This is a genomic window from Streptomyces sp. NPDC046831 (genome assembly GCF_040645305.1).
GTDB lineage: Bacteria > Actinomycetota > Actinomycetes > Streptomycetales > Streptomycetaceae > Streptomyces.
In genome coordinates, this window is sequence record NZ_JBEYXZ010000034.1 from 54,008 (window position 1) to 73,856 (window position 19,849).

Below are 19,849 nucleotides of genomic sequence, written 5' to 3' on the forward strand. Positions count from 1 at the left end.
GAGGAGCCACGGCGATGGCGGAACACACCAGCTCGAGCATCACGATCGAGGCGGCACCGGCCGAGGTCATGGGGGTGATCGCCGACTTCGCCCGCTACCCCGACTGGACCGGTGAGGTGAAGGAGGCCGAGGTCCTCACGACGGACGGCCGGGGCCGCGCCGAGCAGGTCCGTCTCGTGATGGACGCGGGCGCCATCAAGGACGACCAGACGCTCGCGTACACCTGGAGCGGTGACGGCGAGGTGTCCTGGACCCTGGTGAAGTCCCAGATGCTGCGCTCCCTGGACGGCTCCTACCTGCTGAAGCCGACGGGCGACGGCGCGACCGAGGTGACCTACCGGCTCACCGTCGACGTCAAGATCCCGATGCTCGGGATGATCAAGCGCAAGGCGGAGAAGGTCATCATCGACCGCGCGCTGGCGGGCCTGAAGAAGCGCGTGGAGTCGGGGGAGAAGTAGCGGCGCCCCGCAGGCGGACGGGCCGTCGGCACGGCTACCGTTCACCATCATGCGCACCCTCCTGATCACGGGCCCCGGCGGCTCGGGCCGTACGACCGTTGCCGCCGCGACCGCCCTCGCCGCCGCCCGTGACGGCACCCCCACCCTCCTCCTCGGCGCCGGCCGCACGGACACCCTCGGCGCGGTGCTGGGCGTGCCGACGGGAGCGGAGCCGGTGCCCGTCGCGCCGCGCCTGACGGCCTGGCGCCCGGACGCGGCCACGGCGTTCCGCGACGACCTGACCGCCTTCCAGGACCGCGCCGCCGGCGTCCTCGACCTGCTGGGCGCCGCCCGCCTCGACGCCGAGGAGGTCACCCCCCTGCCCGGCGCGGAGGAGCTCACCCTGCTGCGCGCGCTGCGGGACGCGGCGCTGTCGGACTCGTTCGGCCTGCTGGTCGTCGACCTGCCGCCCGTCCCGCGGGCCCTCGACCTGCTCGCCCTGCCCGAGGAGCTGCGCCGCTACCTGCGCCGGCTGCTGCCGCCGGAGCGGCAGGCCGCCCGCGCCCTGCGGCCCGTCCTCGGCCGGCTCGCCGGCGTCCCCATGCCCGCCGAGTGGCTGTACGAGACCGCCGCCCGCTGGGACCTGGAACTGGCCGCCGTCGAGGCGGTCGTCGCCGACCGCGGCACCGCCGTCCGGCTGGTCGCCGAGCCGGGCCCGGCCGGCGCCGACGCCGTCCGCACCGCCGCCCTCGGCCTCGCCCTGCGGGGTCTGGCGACCGAGTCCCTCGTCGCCAGCCGGGTCCTGCCCGAGACGGGCGGCGAGGCGTGGCCGGCGGCCCCGGTCGCCCAGCAGCGCAAGACCCTCGCCGAGTGGCGGGAGGCGTACGCCGTGCACACGGTCCGCCACCTGGGGCGCGACCCGCGCGGCCCGGAGGACCTGGCCGCCCTCGACGTGCCCGGTGCCGACCCGGCGCACGCCCCCGTCGAGTGGCCCGTCACCGGCCGCGGCGCCGAGGACGGCGGCACCGGCTACGTGTGGCACATCCCGCTGCCCGGCGCCCTGCGCGACGAGCTGGACCTGATCCGGCGCGGCGACGAGCTCGTCGTCGCCGTCGGGGGGTTCCGCCGGATCGTCCCGCTGCCCTCCGTGCTGCGCCGGTGCACCGTCGACGGGGCCGCGCTGCGCGAGGGCGTCCTGCGCATCCGGTTCACGCCGGACCCGGCACAGTGGCCGCGCGAGAAGTGAAGCGGTTACGCCCGTTCGGGTAACGTCGGAAGGACGAGCCGTAGTCAGGAGTCCGTCATGAGCGAAGAGCGCCCCACGCCCGACGCCGACGCCGCCCGCGAGGACGCGGTCGACGAGGCGCCTCACGCCACCGACGCCGACGCGTGGGCCACGGCCACCGCCGAGGACCTCGCGGCGGAGAAGGCCCGCCGCCGCGCCCGGTACGGCACGCCTCCGGGCTCGGCCGCCGAGGAGCTGCGCAAGCTCGTCGACGCCGTCGCCGACAAGCTCTCCTCGATCCGCTCGCCGCTGCTCGGCGCGGTCGCCGGACCCGCCGCCCAGCAGGCCGTGCGGCAGGTCGTGCAGCAGGCCAGGGCGGCCGTGGAACCGGTGATCGAGCGCAACCCGGACGTCTTCGACCACCTCGCGGCGGCCGGCGGCGAGCTGCTCGCCGCCTACCGCTCGGCCGTGCAGCACCAGGAACGGCGCTGGACGGCCGGCCCGGACCGCCCGGACGACGGGCCGGACCACGGCAGCGGCGACCCGGGCGGCCGCCGGGACCGGGGCGAGGGCACGGGCCCCGGCGAGCGCATCGACGTGGACTGACGCCCCCCTCGGGTACGGTGGGCCGTAGCGGGGCTCGACCGGAACTGAGGGATTCATGGGACTCACCATCGGCGTCGACATCGGCGGCACGAAGATCGCGGCCGGCGTGGTCGACGAGGAAGGCAACATCCTCTCGACCTTCAAGGTGCCGACCCCCACCACGCCCGAGGCCATCGTGGACGCCATCGCCTCGGCGGTGGAGGGCGCACGCGCGGGGCACGAGATCGTCGGTGTGGGCATCGGCGCCGCCGGATACGTGAACCGGCAGCGCTCCACGGTCTACTTCGCACCGAACATCGACTGGCGCCAGGAGCCGCTGAAGGAGAAGGTCCAGGCCCGCGTGGGCCTCCCGGTGGTCGTGGAGAACGACGCGAACGCCGCGGCCTGGGGCGAGTACAAGTTCGGCGCGGGCAAGGGCCACCGGAACGTCATCTGCATCACGCTCGGCACCGGCCTCGGCGGCGGCATCATCATCGGCAACAAGCTGCGCCGCGGCCACTTCGGTGTGGCCGCCGAGTTCGGCCACATCCGGATGGTGCCGGACGGCCTGCTGTGCGGCTGCGGCAGCCAGGGCTGCTGGGAGCAGTACGCCTCGGGCCGGGCGCTGGTCCGGTACGCCAAGCAGCGGGCGAACGCCACCCCGGAGAACGCCGAGCTGCTGCTGTCGCTGGGCGACGGCAGCCCGGAGGGCATCGAGGGCAAGCACATCTCGATGGCCGCCCGCCAGGGCGACCCGGTGGCCGTCGACTCCTACCGCGAGCTGGCGCGCTGGGCGGGCGCGGGCCTGGCCGACCTGGCCTCCCTCTTCGACCCGTCCGCGTTCATCGTCGGCGGCGGCCTGTCCGACGAGGGCGAGCTGGTGCTCGACCCGATCCGCAAGTCGTACAAGCGCTGGCTGGTCGGCGGCAACTGGCGTCCGGTCGCCGAGGTGATCGCCGCGCAGCTCGGCAACGAGGCCGGCCTGGTGGGCGCGGCCGACCTGGCGCGGGAGCCCGACCCGATCATGTAGCGCCGGCCGCGCACGGGAGCGCCCACCGCCCGACCGGGCCGGTGGGCGCCGCCGTCTGCCGGGGACCCACCCGCCTGACCGGGGAGCCGGGCACCCCGACGTATCTTGACGTCATGGCGACCTCGACCCCGCTGCTGCCCAACTCCCGCACCGAACCCGACGGTTCCGCCGTCGTCCGCGTCCTCGGCTACAACATCCGGTCGATGAAGGACGACACGGCCGCCCTCGCCCGGGTGATCAGCGCCTGCGACCCGGACCTCGTGCTGCTCCAGGAGGCCCCCCGCTTCTTCCGCTGGCGCAAGAAACTCGCCCGCCTGGCGGCCGCCTCCGGGCTGGTGACGCTCTCCGGCGGAGCCACCGCGGCCGGCCCGGCCCTGCTCTGCTCGCTGCGCGCCACGGTGGAGCGGACGGAGGACGTGCTGCTGCCGCTCACCCCCGGCCGCCACCGGCGGGGCCTCGCCACGGCGGTCGTCCGCTTCGGCGGTGCCCGGCTCGGCGTGCTGAGCTGTCACCTCTCGCTGCACGGGGACGAGCGGTACGAGCAGGGCGGCATGCTCCTCGACCGGCTCGCCGGCATGGGCGTGGAGCACGTGGTCGCCGGCGGCGACCTCAACGAGGAGCCGGGCGGGCCGACGTACCGGCGCCTGGCCGGCCGGCTCCAGGACTGCCGGGCCGTCGCGCCCTGGGGCGCCGAGCAGACCTTCCCGGCCACCGGGCCCCGCAAGCGCCTGGACTCCCTGTTCGCCGGCCGGGGCGTCGAGGTGCTCGGCTGCGGGGTGCCCGTGGGCCTCCCCGGCGTGACGGAGGCGGACCTGAGGGCGGCGACGGACCACCTCCCGGTCCTGGCCGCCCTGCGGATCCCGGCGCACCGGGGCGCCGGGAGCCCGCGCGACGGGTCTTAGGGGGGCTGACACGTGTGTCAGCCCCCTAGACCACCGCACCCCGGCCCGGGTCGTCGTCCTCGTCGTCGCCCGGGTTCATGCGCATCACCAGCGTCGCGAAGCCGCCGAGGAAGCCGCCGATGCCGAGGGTGGCGAGCCACCAGGTCATGTCCCAGCGGAACAGCACCGCCAGCAGGAGCAGGACGGGCCCGCCGATCACCGCGAGCCAGGCGAACTTCGCCGTGGCGTCGGAGTCCGGCAGCGGCGGCGGCTCGGGCGGGACGAAGTGGCCCTCGTCGTCCGCGTCGAAGTCGTCGTCGGACGGCTCGCGCACGGTGTAGTCGCGCGGTCCGACGCCGGGCGCAAAGGAGACGGAGCCGCCCAGCGGCCGGACCGGGGCGGGGCCGTCCTTCTCCCCGGGCCCGGGCTCCGCAGGCCCGGCGCCGTCCGCGGCGCCCTTCGCGTCCGCCGCGGGCGCGTCCGCCGCGGGCGCCGGGGGCGTGCGGTCCGTCCCGGGCGTGTCGTTCCCGCCGGGCGTCTCGTTCGTCGCGAACGCCGGCAGGGCGAGGTCCTCGACCGGCTTGAAGGACCTGGTGCCCGGCGGGTCCGGCGGTTCCTCGCCGTACCCGGCGACGATGGCGGCCCAGGCGGCCTCCTCGTCCAGGGGAACGCCCCTGTCGTCCGGCTCGCGGTCCTCGCGCCTGTCGCGGTCGGAGTCGTGCTCAGCCACCGGCGGCCGTCCCTTCCTTGCCGACACTGGGTGCGAGCCGGCCGATGAAGGCGAAGCTCTCCTCGAAGATCCGGTCCGCGTCGTGGTCCAGCGTCGCGACGTGATAGCTGTGTTCCAGCAGGATCTCCGTGACGTCCACCGACGAGACGCGGCTGAGCACACGGGCGGAGTCGGCCGGCGGCACCACGTGGTCCTGCGGACTGCGCAGGAGCAGCAGCGGCTGCGTGACCTGCGGAAGCTCCCCGTCGACCACCCGGAAGAAGCTGCGCAGCGAGTGCGCGGCGTGCAGCGGCACCCGGTCGTAGCCCAGTTCCGTGCTGCCCTCCTTCGCGATGTCGCTGGCGATCCCCCTCGTCGACCGGACCAGGTGGCGGGCCACCGGCAGGACGTACGAGGACAGGCCGTGCACCCGGTTGGCGGGGTTGACGACCACCACCCCGTCGACCGCGTCCCCGTGCCGGGCGGCCAGCCGCAGCGCCAGGGCGCCGCCCATGGACATCCCGGCCACGAACACCCGCGCGCTGCGCCGGCGCAGCGCGCGCAGCTCGCGGTCCACCTCCGCGTACCAGTCCTGCCAGCCGGTGAGCTGCATGTCCTCCCACCGTGTGCCGTGCCCGGGCAGCAGCGGCAGCGAGACGGTCAGACCGCGCTCGGCGAGGAACTCCGCCCAGGGGCGCAGCGACTGCGGGGAACCGGTGAAACCATGACAGAGGAGGACGCCGACCTCCCCGCCCTCGTGGCGGAACGGTTCGGCTCCGGGGAGCACCGGCACGTCGGTCTCCTGTTCGTGAAGGGGCTGGCACGTCGAGCAGCGGACACGCCCGGCGCGTACGTCGTGAAGTGCGGGTACTTCACCGTACGCGACCGCACTGACACCGACCAGGGCCGCAGACACCTTCCGCCGCACTCCGGGTTATGGTCTGATCGACACACAGGAGGTCACTCGGTTGTTCTACGGCACGATGAAGCTCGCCATCGGAGGGCCGCTGAAGCTTGCCTTCAGGCCCTGGGTGGAGGGCCTGGAGAACGTCCCGGCCGAGGGCCCCGCCATCCTGGCGAGCAATCACCTGTCATTCTCCGACTCGTTCTTCCTTCCCGCGGTGCTCGACCGGAAGGTCACCTTCATCGCGAAGGCCGAGTACTTCACCACGCCCGGTGTGAAGGGCCGGCTGACCGCCGCGTTCTTCAAGGGCGTCGGCCAGCTCCCCGTCGACCGCTCCGGCGCGCGCGGCGCCGGTGAGGCCGCGGTGAAGAGCGGCATAGAGGTGCTGGAGCGCGGCGAGCTGTTCGGCATCTACCCGGAGGGCACCCGCTCGCCCGACGGCCGCCTCTACCGGGGCAAGCCGGGCGGCCTGGCGCGCGTGGCGCTCGCCACCGGCGCCCCCGTGCTCCCCGTGGCCATGATCGACACCGAGAAGATCCAGCCGCCCGGCAAGGTCGTCCCGAAGCTGATGCGTCCGGGCATCCGCATCGGCAGGCCGCTGGACTTCAGCCGCTACCAGGGCATGGAGCACGACCGCTTCGTGCTGCGCGCGGTGACCGACGAGGTCATGTACGAGATCATGAAGCTCTCCGGCCAGGAGTACGTCGACATCTACGCGACCGCCGCCAAGCGGCAGATCGCGGAGGCCGCGAAGGCCGAGAAGGAGGCGGACAAGGCCGCGAGGGAGGCGGACAGGTCGGCGCGGGCCGCGCTCGCCCGGGCCGAGAAGGAACAGGCCGAGAAGGAGAAGAAGGCGCAGTAGGCGGGCCGGTCCCGGCCCGCACCGGGGGAGGGCAGGGGGAGCATGGCCGGACGCGAGAAGGTCATGAGGATGTCGGTCGAGCTGCCGCTGTGGCGCGCGCTCACCGCCTACCGGCCGCTGACGATGCTGTACGCGGTCGGCCTGTTCGTCACCGCCTACGACGACTTCCCGCGCCCCGGCGTGGCCGTCGCCTACTACGGCGTGCTGTGCGTGTGGACCCTGGCCACCCTGACCCGGGTCGCGAACGCCGCCCGCTGCACCTGGCGCTTCCTCGCCGCCGACCTCACCGTGGCCGTCGCCGGCATCCTCCTCACGCCGGTCGCCGACGCGCACGAGCGGATCGTCGCCGGCGGCCCGACCCTGCCGTCGATCTGGACCGCCGGATCCGTGCTCGCCTTCGCCGTCAAGGGCGGCTGGCGCTGGGCGGCCGCCGCCTCCACCGCGGTCGCCGCCGCCAACCTCGTCGAACGCGGCTCCCCGGCCCGCGACACCGTGCACAACGTGATCCTCGTCTGGGTCGCCGCCATCGCCATCGGCTACGTCGTCGAGGTGGCCCGGGCCTCCGAGCGCACCCTCGCCCGCGCCCTGGAGATCGAGGCCGCCACCCGGGAGCGGGAGCGGCTCGCCCGCGACATCCACGACAGCGTCCTGCAGGTGCTCGCCATGGTGCAGCGGCGCGGCGCCGTCATCGGCGGCGAGGCGGCGGAGCTGGGCCGGCTGGCGGGCGAGCAGGAGGTGGCGCTGCGCACCCTGGTGTCCGGCGGGCTCGCGCCGGTCTCCCGGGTGTCGCGGGACGCGTCGGAGGGCGCGGTGGTCCGGGTGGTGGAGGAGGACCCGGACGACGAGGAGGCCGCGGCCGCCCGGCCCGTCGACCTGCGTCCCCTGCTCGCCCGCTGCGCCGGCTCGCGGGTCGCCCTCGCCGAGCCCGGCGCCCCGGTGCTGCTGCCCGCCTCCGCCGCCCGTGAGGTGGCCGCCGCGGTCGGCGCCGCGCTGGACAACGTCCGGCGGCACGCGGGCGACGGCGCCCGGGCGTGGATCCTCCTCGAGGACGAGCCGGAGTCGGTGATCGTGACCGTGCGGGACGACGGCCCGGGCATCCCCGAGGGCCGGCTCGCGCAGGCGGAGCACGAGGGGCGGCTCGGGGTGGCCCAGTCGATCCGGGGCCGGCTGCGCGACCTCGGCGGCCGGGCCGAGCTGACGTCGGTGTCCGGACAGGGCACGGAGGTCGAACTGACCGTACCGAAGAGCGCGAAGAACGTGAAGAATGCGGAGGGCGCGGCCGGTGCCGGGAGCACCGGGGGCGCCGCGCGGGCCCGGGGGAGGGCGGAGTGACGACGAGCGAGCGGAACGACCCGATCAGGGTGATGGTGGTCGACGACCATCCCATGTGGCGCGACGCCGTCGCCCGTGACCTGGCCGAGTCCGGCTTCGAGGTGGTCGCCACCGCGGGCGACGGCGAGCAGGCGGTGCGCCGTGCCAGGGCGGCCGCCCCGGACGTGCTCGTCCTGGACCTGAACCTGCCCGCGAAGCCCGGCGTCCAGGTCTGCAAGGAGCTCGTCGCCGCCGACCCGGCGCTGCGCGTGCTCGTGCTGTCCGCGAGCGGGGAGCACGCCGACGTCCTGGAGGCGGTGAAGTCGGGCGCGACCGGCTACCTGCTGAAGTCCGCCTCGACGGGGGAACTGCTGGACGCGGTGCGCCGCACGGCGGCCGGCGACCCGGTGTTCACGCCCGGTCTGGCCGGCCTGGTCCTCGGCGAGTACCGGCGCCTGGCCGCCGAGCCGGCGCCCGCCCCGGACGCCGGCGCGCCGAAGGCGCCGCGGCTCACCGAGCGCGAGACCGAGGTGCTGCGGCTGGTCGCCAAGGGCCTGAGCTACAAGCAGATCGCCGAGCGCCTCGTCATCTCCCACCGCACGGTGCAGAACCACGTGCAGAACACCCTGGGCAAGCTCCAGCTCCACAACCGCGTGGAACTCGTCCGGTACGCCATCGAACGCGGGCTCGACGGCGAGTAGCGGGCCGTCCGGGCCGCCGTCCCTTCGGGTGGCCCGGCGCGTGGCCCGCGCCCGGCGCAAGACCGCGCACCGCAGCCGTACCGGGCGGCCGGGGCCTTCTCCGGCTGACCCGGCACCGGAGGACCACGGACCGTATGCTCGCCCCAAGACGTCCCGGAGGGAGCAGCCGTGAGGATCCTGGCCGTCGGCGTGCAGGCCGACGAGAAGCCGCTGATCGAGCAGGCTTTCGGAGACCACCACGAGGTCCGCTGCCTGGACGTGTTCCTGACCGAGGACACCGCCCCCATCGCCGCCGGCTACGAGGTCCTGTCCACCGGGGTCAACGACGACCTGGGCGGCCCGGTGCTCAGGACCCTGGCGGCCGGCGGCACACGCATGATCGCCCAGCGCTCCACCGGCTTCAACAACATCGACCTCCAGACCGCCGAGCGCCTCGGCCTCACGATCGCCCGCGTGTCGTCCTACTCGCCGTACGCGGTCGCCGAGTTCGCCTGGGCCCTGGCGCTGGCCGTCAACCGGCGCATCGTGCGGGCCTCCACCCGCACCCGCGACTTCGACTTCCGCCTCGACGGCCTGATGGGCCGGGACCTGCACGGCCGCACCGCCGGCGTCATGGGCACCGGGAAGATCGGCGAGGCGTTCGCCCGGATCGCCCACGGCTTCGGCATGCGGCTGCTCGGCTGGGACATCGCCGAGAACCCCGCCTGCACGGAGCTCGGCATGAAGTACGTCCACAAGGACCGGCTCCTCGCCGAGTCGGACCTCGTCACCCTGCACGTCCCCCTCATGCCGGAGACGCAGCACATCATCGACGCCCGCGCCCTGAAGGCCATGAAGGACGACGCGATCCTCGTGAACTCCAGCCGCGGCGGCCTGATCGACACCGTGGCCCTCGTCGCGGAACTGCGCGAGGGCCGCTTCACCGGCGTCGGGCTCGACGTGTACGAGGCCGAGGCGGGCCTGTTCTTCCTCGACAAGTCCCTGCAGGCGATCGAGGACGACACCCTCGCCCGCCTGGTCACCTTCCCCAACGTCCTGGTCACCTCGCACCAGGCGTTCTACACCGAGGACGCCGTGCGGCAGATCGTCGACACCACGGTGCGCAACGTCCTCGACTACACGGCGGGCCGCCGCTCGGCGAACGTCCTGGTGCCGCGCAGCTGACCGATCAGCTCCCGCAGGATCGCGGCGCCGTTCAGCGACAGCACCGACTCCGGGTGGAACTGCACCCCCGCGAACCCGGGACCCCGCAGGGCGTGCACCTCCCCCGAGGCGCCACGGCTCACCTCGACGCCGCGCTCGGCCAGTTCCGCGTACGCGTCGTCGTCGCAGCGGGCGACGAAGCTGTTGTAGAAGCCGACCGTCTCCGTGCGCCCGAACAGGTCGATCGCGGTCTGCGCCCCCTGGTACGGCACCTCCTTGCGGACGATCTCCAGGCCCAGCCCGGCCGCGATCAGCTCGTGCCCGAGGCAGACGCCGAGAACGCCGTGCCGGTGCGGCAGGGGCCCCTCCGCTCCGCCGGGCCGGAGGGTCCGGGAGCTGATCAGCTCGGCGGTCAGCGCGCGCAGGAAGCGCATCTTCGCCTCCCGCGGGTCGGACGGGTCGCCGGGGCCGGGGCCGAGGACGACCGGGCCCTCGTGCGCGAGCACGGCCCCGCGCAGCCGGGGCTCGTCGTAGCGGCGGACCGTGACCGTCAGCCCCGAGGAGCGCAGCACGTGCGCCAGCATCGCCGTGAAGGTGTCCTCGCCGTCCACCACCAGGGCGTGCCCCGCCGCTTCCGCGGCCCGCTCCTGCATCCGCAGCCAGAACGGCGCCAGCGAGGCCCGGCGGCCGTCCAGCGCCGCCCGCACCCGCGGGTCGTCGGCGAGCCGGGGCAGCGCCCGCTCCCGACGCGGCCGTGACGGCGCCACGCCCAGCGCCGCCAGCACCCCGGCCGCCTTGGCATGGGTCTCCGCGACCTCGCTCGCCGGGTCCGAGCCGCGCACCAGCGTGGCACCGACCGGGACCCGCAGCCCGCCGGCCGCGTCGATGTCGGCGGTGCGGATGAGGATGGGGGAGTCGAGGGTCTGCGCCCCGCGGGCGTCCCGGCCGAGCAGCGCCAGCGCGCCGGCGTAGTAGCCGCGCCCGCCGGCCTCGTGCCGCGCGATCACCCGGCACGCGTTCTGCACGGGCGAGCCGGTGACCGTGGCGGCGAACATCGTCTCCCTCAGCACCTCCCGCACGTCCAGGGACGAGCGGCCGCGCAGCTCGTACTCGGTGTGCGCGAGGTGCGCCATCTCCCTCAGCCGCGGGCCGACGACCATGCCGCCCCTGTCGGCGACGGTGCACATCATCTTGAGCTCCTCGTCGACGACCATCGACAGCTCCTCGGTCTCCTTGCCGTCGGCGAGGAAGCGCAGCAGGTCCCCGGCCGTGGGGCCCGCGGCCGGGTAGCGGTAGGTACCGCTGATCGGGTTCATCACGACGGAGCCGCCCGCCTCCGCCCGCCCGTCCCCGCCCGGCAGCGCGTCGCGCCCGCCGGCTCCGCCCGACATCCGCACGTGCACCTCCGGGCTGGCGCCCACCAGCGTGCGGTCCCCGGTGTGCACCACGAACGTCCAGTACGCGCCCCGCTCGGCCGCCAGCAGCCGCCGGAACAGGGCCAGCGCGTCGGCCCGCGAGAAGCCGGGGATCCGGCCCCGGTAGGTCCGCCGGATGACGAAGTTGGCGCCCTCGCCCCGCCCGATCTCCTCGTGCAGCACCCGGCGCACGATCCGCGCGTACTCCTCGTCGGCGACGTCGAAGCCGCCGTCCTCGACGCCGACCTGACGGTCCGGCAGCTGCGCCAGCGCCTCGGCGAGCGGGACCTCGTACCGCTCCTCGGGCGTGAGCACCGCCAGCGGGGTGCCGTCGTCCGGCACGTCGAAGCCGCGCTCGCGGATCTGCCGGAAGGGCACCAGCGCCAGGCCCTCGTCGGGCAGGTCGGCGAGCCGCTCGCAGTGGGTCACCGGGCCGCGCAGCACCTCGACCACGTCGTGGTCGCGGCCCGGGGTGCGGCGGCGCAGCAGGGCGAACGGGCGGTCGTCGTGCGGGAGGTGCGCCAGGTCCATGGGTTCCTCTTCCGTCGGTGCTCGATGCCGGCGCCGGGTGCCGGTGATCGAAGCCGGTGGTCGTGTGGTGACCGGGAGGAACGGATCGCCGCGAAAACGCCGAAGGCCGCCCCTCGGGCGGCCTTCGCGAAGTGGGATACGCGCAGTCAGCGGGCCGCCGGAGAAGCGGTCCACCACCAGTTCTGGTTCTGGGTCGAGTGCGCGAACATGCCCGCACCCTACCCCACCCGGTCGGTCGCCCATACGCACCACAGCCGGTTTCCGGCTCACGCACCGCGTGGAAGGGAGGCGTCCGGTACCCGCGAGTGATCCGCACCCCGGTTTCCCGCAGCACACCGGACCCGACCGAGGAGTACGTCATTTCCCCCTCACCCTCACCCCGCCCCCGACCCCGACCGCGGTCCCGGCGGCGCGCGCTGCGCGCCCTGACGGCGCTCACCGCCTGCGCGGCCGTCGGCGCAGGCCTGCCCGCGGCCGCCCGGGCGTCGGCCGGCGACACGAAGACCGTCGTCTACCGCGGCCACACGTTCACCGTCCCCGCCGCCTGGGTGGTCGTCGACCTGACCAGGCACCCGGCCTCCTGCCTCCGCTTCGACCGGCACGCCGTCTACCTCGGCACGCCGGGGGAGCGGCAGGACTGCCCCGCCCGCCTCACGGGGCGGACCGAGGCCCTGTGGGTGCGGCCCGGCAGCACGACCGCGAAGACGGCCGCCGTGACCGAGAACCGCACGGACCGGGTCTACCGGGCGACCGCCGAGGGGATCGCCGTCACGGCGCCCTACGGAGCCGACCGCGAGGAGGCCCGGCGGGTGCTGCGCAGCGCCGGGCTGCCCGTCGCGGCGGCCCGCACCGAGAAGCCGGCCGTCGCCCCGGCGGCGCTCCCCGCCGACGCCACCTCCTACCGGGGCAGGGGCTTCGACACCTGCACCGCGCCGAGCCAGACGGCCATGGACGCCTGGCGCAAGAGTTCCCCCTACCGGGCGATCGGCATCTACATCGGCGGTGTGAACCGCGCCTGCGGCCAGGCCAAGCTGACCGCCCAGTGGGTGCAGAAGCAGTACACGAACGGCTGGCGCTTCTTCCCGCTGTACGTGGGCCCGCAGCCCTCCACCGGCGCCGGGAGCTGCCAGAACGACTGCGCGGCCATCACCAGCCCGGCGCCGCAGGGCAAGGCGGCCGCCGAGGACGCCGTCGCCCAGGCCGCCGCCCTCGGGCTGGGCAAGGGGGCGGTGCTCTACAACGACCTGGAGCAGTACACCCGGGGCACCCTCACCGCCCACGTGCTGGGCTACCTCCAGGCCTGGACCAAGCGGCTGCACGAGCTGGGCTACCGCTCCGGCGCCTACGGCAGCGTGTCCTCCCTGGTGGCCGACCTGGTGGCGAAGCAGAAGTCGACCACCCTGCCCGACGTGCTGCACTTCGCGCGGTGGAACGACCAGGCCACCACGGCCGACCCCGCCATTCCGGCGAACCTGTGGGCCGGCCACCAGCGCATCCACCAGTACGCGGGGAACCGCACCGAGACCTACGGCGGCGTGACCATCGGCATCGACCGCGACCAGCTGGACGTCGGCACCCCCGGCAAGTGAGCCGGCCGGCGCCGGCCACAGGACGACGGGCGGGCTCCACTGCGCCGGGGCCCGCCCGTCCTCGCTTCCCGTCCCCGGTCCCTCCTCCCGGGGCGTCCGCATCGTGCGCAGTCCGTCTCACGTGCTGAGCTGGTGCGGGCACGTGGGACACGAGGACGTAATGTGTACGAGGTGACCGTGAACGCTAAGTCCAGCACGAGTGCCGGCAACACCTGGCGAAACCTGCCCGCGGCGCAGCAGCCCGAGTACCCCGACCCCGAGGCTCTGCGCGCAGTGATCGCGGACCTCGAGTCGTATCCGCCGCTCGTCTTCGCGGGCGAGTGCGACCAGCTGCGCGCCCGGATGGCGGCCGTCGCCAGGGGAGAGGCGTTCCTCCTCCAGGGCGGCGACTGCGCCGAGGCGTTCGACGCGGTGTCCGCGGACCAGATCCGCAACAAGCTCAAGACCCTGCTCCAGATGGGCGCCGTGCTGACGTACGCCGCCTCGGTGCCGGTGGTGAAGGTCGGCCGCATCGCCGGCCAGTACTCCAAGCCGCGCTCCAAGCCGACCGAGACCCGCGACGGGGTGACGCTGCCGACCTACCGCGGCGACTCCGTGAACGGCTTCGAGTTCACCGAGACCGCCCGCGTCCCCGACCCGGAGCGGCTGAAGCGGATGTACCACGCCTCGGCCTCCACGCTGAACCTGGTGCGCGCCTTCACCACCGGCGGCTACGCCGACCTGCGCCAGGTCCACGCCTGGAACCAGGACTTCGTGCGCTCCTCCCCGTCCGGCCAGCGCTACGAGCAGCTCGCGCGGGAGATCGACAACGCGCTGAACTTCATGCACGCCTGCGGCGCGGACCCGGAGGAGTTCAAGACCGTCGAGTTCTTCTCCTCGCACGAGGCGCTGCTGCTCGACTACGAGTCGGCCCTCACCCGGGTCGACTCGCGCACCGGGCAGCTGTACGACGTCTCGGCGCACATGGTGTGGGTCGGCGAGCGCACCCGGCAGCTGGACCACGCGCACATCGAGTTCGCCTCGAAGATCCGCAACCCGATCGGCATCAAGCTCGGCCCGACGACGACGGCCGAGGAGGCGCTGGCCTACGTCGACCGGCTCGACCCCGCGCGCGAGCCCGGCCGGCTGACCTTCATCGTCCGCATGGGCGCGGACAAGGTCCGCGACCGGCTCCCCGAGCTGGTCGAGAAGGTCACGGCGTCCGGTGCGGTGGTGGCCTGGGTGACCGACCCGATGCACGGCAACACCTTCGAGGCGGCGTCCGGTCACAAGACCCGCCGCTTCGACGACGTGCTCGACGAGGTCAAGGGCTTCTTCGAGGTGCACAAGGCCCTCGGCACGCACCCGGGCGGCATCCACGTGGAGCTGACCGGCGACGACGTCACCGAGTGCGTGGGCGGCGGCGACGAGATCTTCGTCGACGACCTGCACCAGCGCTACGAGACGGCCTGCGACCCGCGGCTGAACCGCAGCCAGTCCCTGGACCTCGCGTTCCTCGTCGCGGAGATGTACCGGGACCAGTGACGTACCCGCCCGTCCGGGCGGAAGCGGTGGGGCGCGGATCACACCAGGTCCGCGCCCCCCTCGGTGTCGCGGCCCCGGCGGGCCGGGTAAGGTAAGGCATACCTCACCGGTTCGGCGGACTCCCGTCGCGTCGGCGGGGCTGCCCTACCGACCCCGGCGGAGGTGAGCCGCGTGTACGTGTGCAGTTGCTTCGGCATCACGGAGCAGCGGGTGAAGCAGCACGCGGAGAACGGCGCCTGCACCCCCCGCGAGATCGCCTCCGTCTGCAAGGCTGGGACCGACTGCGGCGGATGCGTGCGCCGCATCCAGGCGCTGCTCGGACGGGGTGCCTTCCCGCGCCGGGAACTGCTCGGCCGGCGCACCCCCGAGCGTCCGCAGTCCGCCGGACGGGCCCCCGCGGCCCGGCTGGACGACGCCGCCTGAGAGCCGTGGTTCAGGGTGCCGGTGCCGGGAGGTGGGCGTCCCGTTCGGGGCCCTACGGGGTCGAGAAGCCGCTCGTGCCGGGTCCTGGGGAGTCCGGCTGGCTCTGCTCGACGACCGTCGCCAGGTACAGCGCCTCCCCCATTTTGTCGACCAGCTCCAGCTGTGTGTCCAGGTAGTCGACGTGGTGCTCCTCGTCGGCCAGGATCGCCTCGAAGATGTTCGCCGAGGTGATGTCGCCCTTGGTGCGCATCACGTCGACGCCCCGGCGCAGCCGGTCGACGGCCTCCAGCTCGATCTGCCGGTCGGCGCGGAACATCTCCGTCACCGTCTGCCCCACCTGCACGTGGAAGAGCCGCTGGTAGTTGGGCAGCCCGTCCAGGAGCAGGATGCGGTCGGTCAGCAGCTCGGCATGCCGCATCTCGTCGAAGGACTCCTCGCGGGTGTACCTGGCGAGCTTCGTCCATCCCTTGTGGTCCTGCAGCTTCGAGTGCAGGAAGTACTGGTTGATCGCGGTGAGCTCGGCGGTCAGCTGCTCGTTGAGCAGTTCGATGACCTCGGGATCGCCTTGCATCGGGACGGGCTCCTTCCGGGCGGAAAAGGGCAGACAGTGCCGCATGATCGCATCGGCGCCCGACGTCGTCCAGTAAGTACATGCTTAGTACGATATGCCGGAATGAACCCGGGGACTGGTCATGTGCACCCTCCGCGGTCTGTCAGGATGGAGTCATGGGTCAGCCGGTGGAGCGCGCGTCGGGAGAGGCGTCTGGAGCAGCAGCACGGTCCGAGCTTCCGCCGGGACAGCGACTGCAGCGCGGCTGGCCGGTCACGCACTACGGGCCGGTGCCGAAGTTCCGGCCCGAGCGCTGGGAGTTCCGGGTCTTCGGCGCCACCGCCGGGGGCGAGAAGCACTCCTGGTCGCACGAGGAGTTCACGGCGCTGCCGTACACCACGGTCGTGGCCGACCTGCACTGCGTCACGAAGTTCAGCATGCTCGGCGCGGAGTGGGGCGGCATCCCGGCCCGCACGATCCTGGAGATCGCCCCGCCCGCGCCCGACGTCACCCATGTGATGGTGTGGGCGGAGTACGGCTTCAGCTCCAACCTGCGCCTGTCGGACTTCGCCTCCGAGCGCACCCTGTTCGCCACCCACAAGGACGGCGAACTGCTCACCGCCGAGCACGGCTTCCCGCTCCGCCTCGTCGTCCCCCACCTGTACGCCTGGAAGGGCCCCAAATGGGTCCGCGGCGTCGAGTACATGACCGCCGACCGCCGCGGCTTCTGGGAGGAGCGCGGCTACCACAACATCGGCGACCCCTGGAAGGAACAGCGCTACTCCTACCAGGAGGAGCCGGGGGAGGGACCCGAGCTCTGAGGCGCCGGCCGGGCGGTCAGCCGTCGCGGAGCTTCTTCAGCCGGGCCACGTCCGCCGCGTGGCCCTCCGTGCCGCCGGGCGTCTCGATGATCAGCGGGACCCCCTCGGTCGCGGGGTGGGTCATCAGGGCGCGGAAGGGGTCCTCGCCGATGTGGCCGGCGCCGATGTTCTCGTGCCGGTCCTTGTGGGCGCCGGCCACGTCCTTGGAGTCGTTGGCGTGGATCAGCTTCAGCCGGCCCGCGCCGACCGTCTCCACCAGCAGGTCCAGTGTCCGGTGCGCCCCGTCCGGCCCCGTCAGGTCGTGCCCGGCGGCGAAGATGTGGCACGTGTCCAGGCACACGCCCAGTCTCGGGTGGGCGTCCAGCGCCTCGAAGTACGGCCCGAAGTCCCAGGTCCGCGAGCAGAGCGAGGCGCCCTGGCCCGCCGTGGACTCCAGCAGCAGGTACGGGTCGTCGTCGTGGGTGAGCTCGTCGAGCAGCGGCAGCAGGTGCTCACGGACCTGCTTGAGCGCCACCGTCCGGTCCCGCCCCCCGGTCGCGCTCCCGGTGTGCACGACCACGCCCAGCGCGCCGATCTCCCGTCCGCGCCGCAGCGAGTGCCGCAGCGACTCCACCGACCGCTCGACGGTCGCCTCGGTGTGCGAACCGAAGTTGATCAGGTACGGGGCGTGCACGTACGCCGGGACGCCGGCCTCGGCGCAGGCCGCGCGGAACGCCTCGTCCTGCCGGGCGTTGCCGGTGGGCGTGGCCCAGCCGCGCGGATTGGCCACGAAGACCTGCACGGTCTCCGCCCCCAGCTCGCGGGCGTACGACAGGCCCACCGAGTGGAGCCCGCCGGCGACGGGGACGTGGCTGCCGATGGGGTTGCGGGAGGCGCCGGGGGCGGCGCCGGACTGCTGACTGCTCACCCCTTCAGGGTGTCACGCGTACGGAGGAGGGCCGTCACCAGACCGGGTGCACCACCGGGCAGGCGGGCGCGGTCCGGGCGGGGTGCGGCGAGGGCGCGGTCCTCGGCCGTCCCCGCCGCTGCGAGGGCGGCCGCCCGCGACAGTGGCCGCCCCCGCAGCGGCGGCCCGCGCCGGCCGCCCCGTCCTCAGCGGATGGTGATCGTGATCGTGGATCCCTTGGGCGCCCTGTCGCCGCCCCCGACCGACTGCTCCCGGACGGTGTCGCCGAACAGCCCCAGCAGGCCGCGGTCCTCCTCGACCTCGAATCCGGCCGCGCGCAGCGCCTTGTGCGCGTCGCCGACGCTGTCGCCGACCACGTCCGGCACCTCGACCATCTCCGGGCCCTTGGACAGCGTCAGCGTGACCGTGTCGCCCTCGGCGACCCGGCCGCCGACCGCCGGGTCCTGCCGGGCGACCCGGCCCTTGTCGAACCCGGAGTTGACCTCCGTGGCGGCGACGCGCACCGTCAGGCCCGCGTCCTGCAGGTCGGACCGCGCCTGCTCCAGGTCCTCGCCGGTGACGTCGGGGACGTCCACCGGGCGGCCCTTGCTGACGGTGAGCGCGATGGCCGAGCCGGCGTGCCGCTCCGTGCCCGCCTCGGGATCCGTGCCGATCACGGAGCCCTTCGGGACGTCCTCGCTGAACGCCCGGCTGACCATCCCCGGCTCCAGCCCCTCGCTCCTGAGCCGGGACTGGGCCTTCTCCAGCCGGTCGCCGCGCAGGTCGGGCACGTGCACGGTCCGCGGTCCCCGCGAGATCGTGAGGGTGACCGCGGCGTCGCTGCGGATGCGGGCGCCCGCCGCCGGATCGGTGCTGACGACCGTGCCGCGCCGGACGGTGTCGCTGTAGGCGTGCTTGACCTGTCCGACGTCCAGCCCGGCGGCGCCGAGGCGCTCGCGGGCCTGCGCCTCGGTCTTCGACAGCAGCGGCGGGACCTTGGTGAACTGGCCGGAGTTGATGTACCAGACGCCCGCGCCGACCCCGAGGACCAGCAGCACGGCGGCGACCAGCGTGAGGACCCCGCGCCGCGACCGGGCCCCGCGCCGCCGGGGCGGCGGCGCGGGCGCCTCCAGCCGGCTGGTGCGGTGGAGGGCGGCCTCCGCGTCCTCGTCCACCGGCAGTGGCCGCGGCACCGTCAGGGCGCGCGGGATCACGCTCGTACGGTCCTCGGCGTTGTCGTGCTCCCGGGCGCGGGCCTGGGGCGGCACCTCGTCCAGCTGCTCCTCGCTCAGCGCCGCGCGGGCCTCGAGGACCCGGGCGAGCAGGGCGACGGCGTCCGCCGGCCGGACGCCGGGCGTCCGCGCGGTGGCCGTCGCGACCAGCTCGTCCAGCTCGTACGGCAGGCCCGGCACGGCGGCCGACGGGGCCGGGACGTCCTCGTGTAGGTGCCGGTAGAGGATCTGGGCGGGCGTGTCGCCCTGGTGCGGCTTGCCGCCGGTCAGCATCTCGTACAGGACGACACCGCACGCGTACACGTCGACGCCGGGGCCGGCGGTGCCGTGCTCGATCTGCTCCGGGGCGAGGTAGGAGACGGTGCCGAGGACGGCGCCGGTGGTGTTCGTCACCGCGTCCACCGACCGCACGAGTCCAAAATCGGCGACCTTGACCCGCCCGTCGTCCCCTATCAGGACGTTCTCCGGTTTCATGTCCCGGTGCACGAACCCGGCGCGGTGCGCGGCGCCCAGCGCGGCCAGCACCGGTTCGAGGATGTCCAGGGCGGCGCGCGGCTGCAGCGCCCCGCGCTCGCGCAGCACGTCGCGCAGGGTGCAGCCGGAGACGTACTCCATGGCGAGGTAGACGTACGACCCGTCGGTGCCCTGGTCGAAGACCTGTACGACGTTCGGGTGGGCCAGCCGGGCGACCGACTTGGCCTCCCGGATGAACCGCTCGACGAAGAAGCCGTCGGCCGCGAGGGTCGGGTGCATGACCTTCAGCGCGAGGACGCGGTCCAGGCGGGTGTCCAGGGCCCGGTAGACCGTGGCCATCCCGCCGACCGCTATCCGTGCGTCGACGCGGTAGCGGCCGTCGAGCACCTTCCCGACAAGGGGGTCCTGAAGGGTCGTATCCACGCAGCGAGTCTACGAGCCGCCACGGACCGGGCGTCCCCTCGTCGGCGACGGGCCCGCTCCTGCGACCGACCTGTGACGCTTCCCACGCCGCACGGCGACGAACCGCACCGCGTGGCGCCCGGGGGCGGCCCCCGCGGCCGCGGCGCAGCTCGTAGCGCAGGGGGCGGAGAGGGCCGGCGCCGGGCCGGACGCA

Annotated in this window: 20 protein-coding genes; 13 read left to right on the forward strand and 7 right to left on the reverse strand. The window is 74.1% G+C overall.

Features of this window, described 5'->3' with window-relative positions:
- Window positions 1-14: 14 nt before the first annotated feature.
- The 5 genes from ABZ920_RS24875 to ABZ920_RS24895 all read left to right on the forward strand — a co-directional run bounded on the left by ABZ920_RS24875 (window position 15) and on the right by ABZ920_RS24895 (window position 4,179).
- Entirely contained in the window at window positions 15-458 is a 444-nt protein-coding gene (locus tag ABZ920_RS24875; RefSeq protein WP_361508990.1) for an SRPBCC family protein, read from the forward strand.
- A gap of 49 nt (window positions 459-507) precedes the next feature.
- Window positions 508-1,683: an ArsA-related P-loop ATPase gene (locus ABZ920_RS24880; protein WP_361508993.1), complete on the forward strand. Its 1,176-nt coding sequence runs from the start codon at window positions 508-510 to the stop codon at window positions 1,681-1,683.
- A gap of 57 nt (window positions 1,684-1,740) precedes the next feature.
- Entirely contained in the window at window positions 1,741-2,268 is a 528-nt protein-coding gene (locus tag ABZ920_RS24885) for a DUF5304 family protein (RefSeq protein ID WP_361508996.1), read from the forward strand.
- Between the two features lie 55 nt (window positions 2,269-2,323).
- Entirely contained in the window at window positions 2,324-3,277 is a 954-nt protein-coding gene (locus tag ABZ920_RS24890; RefSeq protein WP_361508999.1) for an ROK family glucokinase, read from the forward strand.
- 113 nt (window positions 3,278-3,390) lie between these two features.
- Window positions 3,391-4,179, forward strand: a complete 789-nt coding sequence (locus tag ABZ920_RS24895; protein WP_361509002.1) for an endonuclease/exonuclease/phosphatase family protein — start codon at window positions 3,391-3,393, stop codon at window positions 4,177-4,179.
- A gap of 25 nt (window positions 4,180-4,204) precedes the next feature.
- On the opposite strand, the gene ABZ920_RS24900 is transcribed toward ABZ920_RS24895, so the two are convergent.
- Window positions 4,205-4,888, reverse strand: coding sequence for a hypothetical protein (locus tag ABZ920_RS24900; RefSeq protein ID WP_361509005.1), 684 nt, complete (start codon window positions 4,886-4,888; stop codon window positions 4,205-4,207).
- A complete protein-coding gene (locus tag ABZ920_RS24905) occupies window positions 4,881-5,660 on the reverse strand; it encodes an alpha/beta fold hydrolase (protein WP_361509008.1) in 780 nt (259 codons plus the stop codon). The genes ABZ920_RS24900 and ABZ920_RS24905 overlap by 8 nt, the downstream gene beginning before the upstream one ends.
- A 190-nt stretch (window positions 5,661-5,850) precedes the next feature.
- Between ABZ920_RS24905 and ABZ920_RS24910 the strand changes: the two genes are divergently transcribed.
- The 4 genes from ABZ920_RS24910 (at window position 5,851) to ABZ920_RS24925 (ending at window position 9,809) form a co-directional block, all read left to right on the forward strand.
- The gene (locus ABZ920_RS24910; protein ID WP_361509050.1) at window positions 5,851-6,633 is read left to right on the forward strand and encodes a lysophospholipid acyltransferase family protein; all 783 of its coding nucleotides are present in this window, start codon (window positions 5,851-5,853) and stop codon (window positions 6,631-6,633) included.
- A 42-nt stretch (window positions 6,634-6,675) separates the two neighbouring features.
- Window positions 6,676-7,965: a DUF5931 domain-containing protein gene (locus ABZ920_RS24915; protein WP_361509011.1), complete on the forward strand. Its 1,290-nt coding sequence runs from the start codon at window positions 6,676-6,678 to the stop codon at window positions 7,963-7,965.
- A 32-nt stretch (window positions 7,966-7,997) separates the two neighbouring features.
- On the forward strand, window positions 7,998-8,645 hold the full coding sequence (locus tag ABZ920_RS24920; protein ID WP_361509053.1) for a response regulator transcription factor: 648 nt from the start codon (window positions 7,998-8,000) through the stop codon (window positions 8,643-8,645).
- A 168-nt stretch (window positions 8,646-8,813) separates the two neighbouring features.
- The gene (locus ABZ920_RS24925) at window positions 8,814-9,809 is read left to right on the forward strand and encodes a 2-hydroxyacid dehydrogenase (RefSeq protein WP_361509014.1); all 996 of its coding nucleotides are present in this window, start codon (window positions 8,814-8,816) and stop codon (window positions 9,807-9,809) included.
- Here ABZ920_RS24925 and ABZ920_RS24930 read toward each other — a convergent pair.
- A complete protein-coding gene (locus ABZ920_RS24930) occupies window positions 9,761-11,734 on the reverse strand; it encodes an anthranilate synthase family protein (RefSeq protein ID WP_361509017.1) in 1,974 nt (657 codons plus the stop codon). The two genes, ABZ920_RS24925 and ABZ920_RS24930, sit on opposite strands and share 49 nt — an antisense overlap.
- A gap of 146 nt (window positions 11,735-11,880) precedes the next feature.
- Entirely contained in the window at window positions 11,881-11,943 is a 63-nt protein-coding gene (locus tag ABZ920_RS24935; RefSeq protein ID WP_358864531.1) for a trp operon leader peptide, read from the reverse strand.
- 96 nt (window positions 11,944-12,039) lie between these two features.
- Here ABZ920_RS24935 and ABZ920_RS24940 point away from each other — a divergent pair, with 96 nt between their 5' ends.
- From ABZ920_RS24940 to ABZ920_RS24950, 3 genes are all read left to right on the forward strand, one after another.
- The gene (locus ABZ920_RS24940; RefSeq protein ID WP_361509020.1) at window positions 12,040-13,323 is read left to right on the forward strand and encodes a glycoside hydrolase domain-containing protein; all 1,284 of its coding nucleotides are present in this window, start codon (window positions 12,040-12,042) and stop codon (window positions 13,321-13,323) included.
- Window positions 13,324-13,494: 171 nt separating this feature from the next.
- Window positions 13,495-14,847, forward strand: a complete 1,353-nt coding sequence (locus ABZ920_RS24945) for a class II 3-deoxy-7-phosphoheptulonate synthase (protein WP_361509023.1) — start codon at window positions 13,495-13,497, stop codon at window positions 14,845-14,847.
- Window positions 14,848-15,018: 171 nt separating this feature from the next.
- Window positions 15,019-15,270, forward strand: a complete 252-nt coding sequence (locus ABZ920_RS24950; protein WP_361509026.1) for a (2Fe-2S)-binding protein — start codon at window positions 15,019-15,021, stop codon at window positions 15,268-15,270.
- Window positions 15,271-15,322: 52 nt separating this feature from the next.
- Here ABZ920_RS24950 and bfr read toward each other — a convergent pair whose 3' ends face one another.
- Window positions 15,323-15,841, reverse strand: coding sequence for a bacterioferritin (gene bfr / locus ABZ920_RS24955; RefSeq protein WP_361509029.1), 519 nt, complete (start codon window positions 15,839-15,841; stop codon window positions 15,323-15,325).
- 155 nt (window positions 15,842-15,996) lie between these two features.
- Here bfr and ABZ920_RS24960 point away from each other — a divergent pair, with 155 nt between their 5' ends.
- Complete coding sequence (locus ABZ920_RS24960; RefSeq protein ID WP_361509032.1) at window positions 15,997-16,641, forward strand: sulfite oxidase-like oxidoreductase; 645 nt, start codon at window positions 15,997-15,999, stop codon at window positions 16,639-16,641.
- A 16-nt stretch (window positions 16,642-16,657) separates the two neighbouring features.
- Here the strand turns inward: ABZ920_RS24960 and ABZ920_RS24965 are convergent, their stop codons facing one another.
- Window positions 16,658-17,548: a deoxyribonuclease IV gene (locus ABZ920_RS24965; protein ID WP_361509035.1), complete on the reverse strand. Its 891-nt coding sequence runs from the start codon at window positions 17,546-17,548 to the stop codon at window positions 16,658-16,660.
- Window positions 17,549-17,733: 185 nt separating this feature from the next.
- Window positions 17,734-19,656 carry a Stk1 family PASTA domain-containing Ser/Thr kinase gene (gene pknB, locus ABZ920_RS24970; protein ID WP_361509038.1) on the reverse strand — a complete coding sequence of 641 codons (1,923 nt, stop codon included), beginning with the start codon at window positions 19,654-19,656 and terminating at the stop codon, window positions 17,734-17,736.
- Window positions 19,657-19,849 lie beyond the last annotated feature (193 nt).

What these genes read in the sequence shown, in the direction of transcription:
- ABZ920_RS24875 (WP_361508990.1), top strand. Translation starts at nt 15, where the DNA reads ATGGCGGAACACACCAGCTCGAGCATCACGATCGAGGCGGCACCGGCC.
- ABZ920_RS24880 (WP_361508993.1), top strand. Translation starts at nt 508, where the DNA reads ATGCGCACCCTCCTGATCACGGGCCCCGGCGGCTCGGGCCGTACGACC.
- ABZ920_RS24885 (WP_361508996.1), top strand. Translation starts at nt 1,741, where the DNA reads ATGAGCGAAGAGCGCCCCACGCCCGACGCCGACGCCGCCCGCGAGGAC.
- ABZ920_RS24890 (WP_361508999.1), top strand. Translation starts at nt 2,324, where the DNA reads ATGGGACTCACCATCGGCGTCGACATCGGCGGCACGAAGATCGCGGCC.
- ABZ920_RS24895 (WP_361509002.1), top strand. Translation starts at nt 3,391, where the DNA reads ATGGCGACCTCGACCCCGCTGCTGCCCAACTCCCGCACCGAACCCGAC.
- ABZ920_RS24910 (WP_361509050.1), top strand. Translation starts at nt 5,851, where the DNA reads ATGAAGCTCGCCATCGGAGGGCCGCTGAAGCTTGCCTTCAGGCCCTGG.
- ABZ920_RS24915 (WP_361509011.1), top strand. Translation starts at nt 6,676, where the DNA reads ATGGCCGGACGCGAGAAGGTCATGAGGATGTCGGTCGAGCTGCCGCTG.
- ABZ920_RS24920 (WP_361509053.1), top strand. Translation starts at nt 7,998, where the DNA reads ATGGTGGTCGACGACCATCCCATGTGGCGCGACGCCGTCGCCCGTGAC.
- ABZ920_RS24930 (WP_361509017.1), bottom strand. Translation starts at nt 11,734, where the DNA reads ATGGACCTGGCGCACCTCCCGCACGACGACCGCCCGTTCGCCCTGCTG.
- bfr (WP_361509029.1), bottom strand. Translation starts at nt 15,841, where the DNA reads ATGCAAGGCGATCCCGAGGTCATCGAACTGCTCAACGAGCAGCTGACC.
- ABZ920_RS24960 (WP_361509032.1), top strand. Translation starts at nt 15,997, where the DNA reads ATGGGTCAGCCGGTGGAGCGCGCGTCGGGAGAGGCGTCTGGAGCAGCA.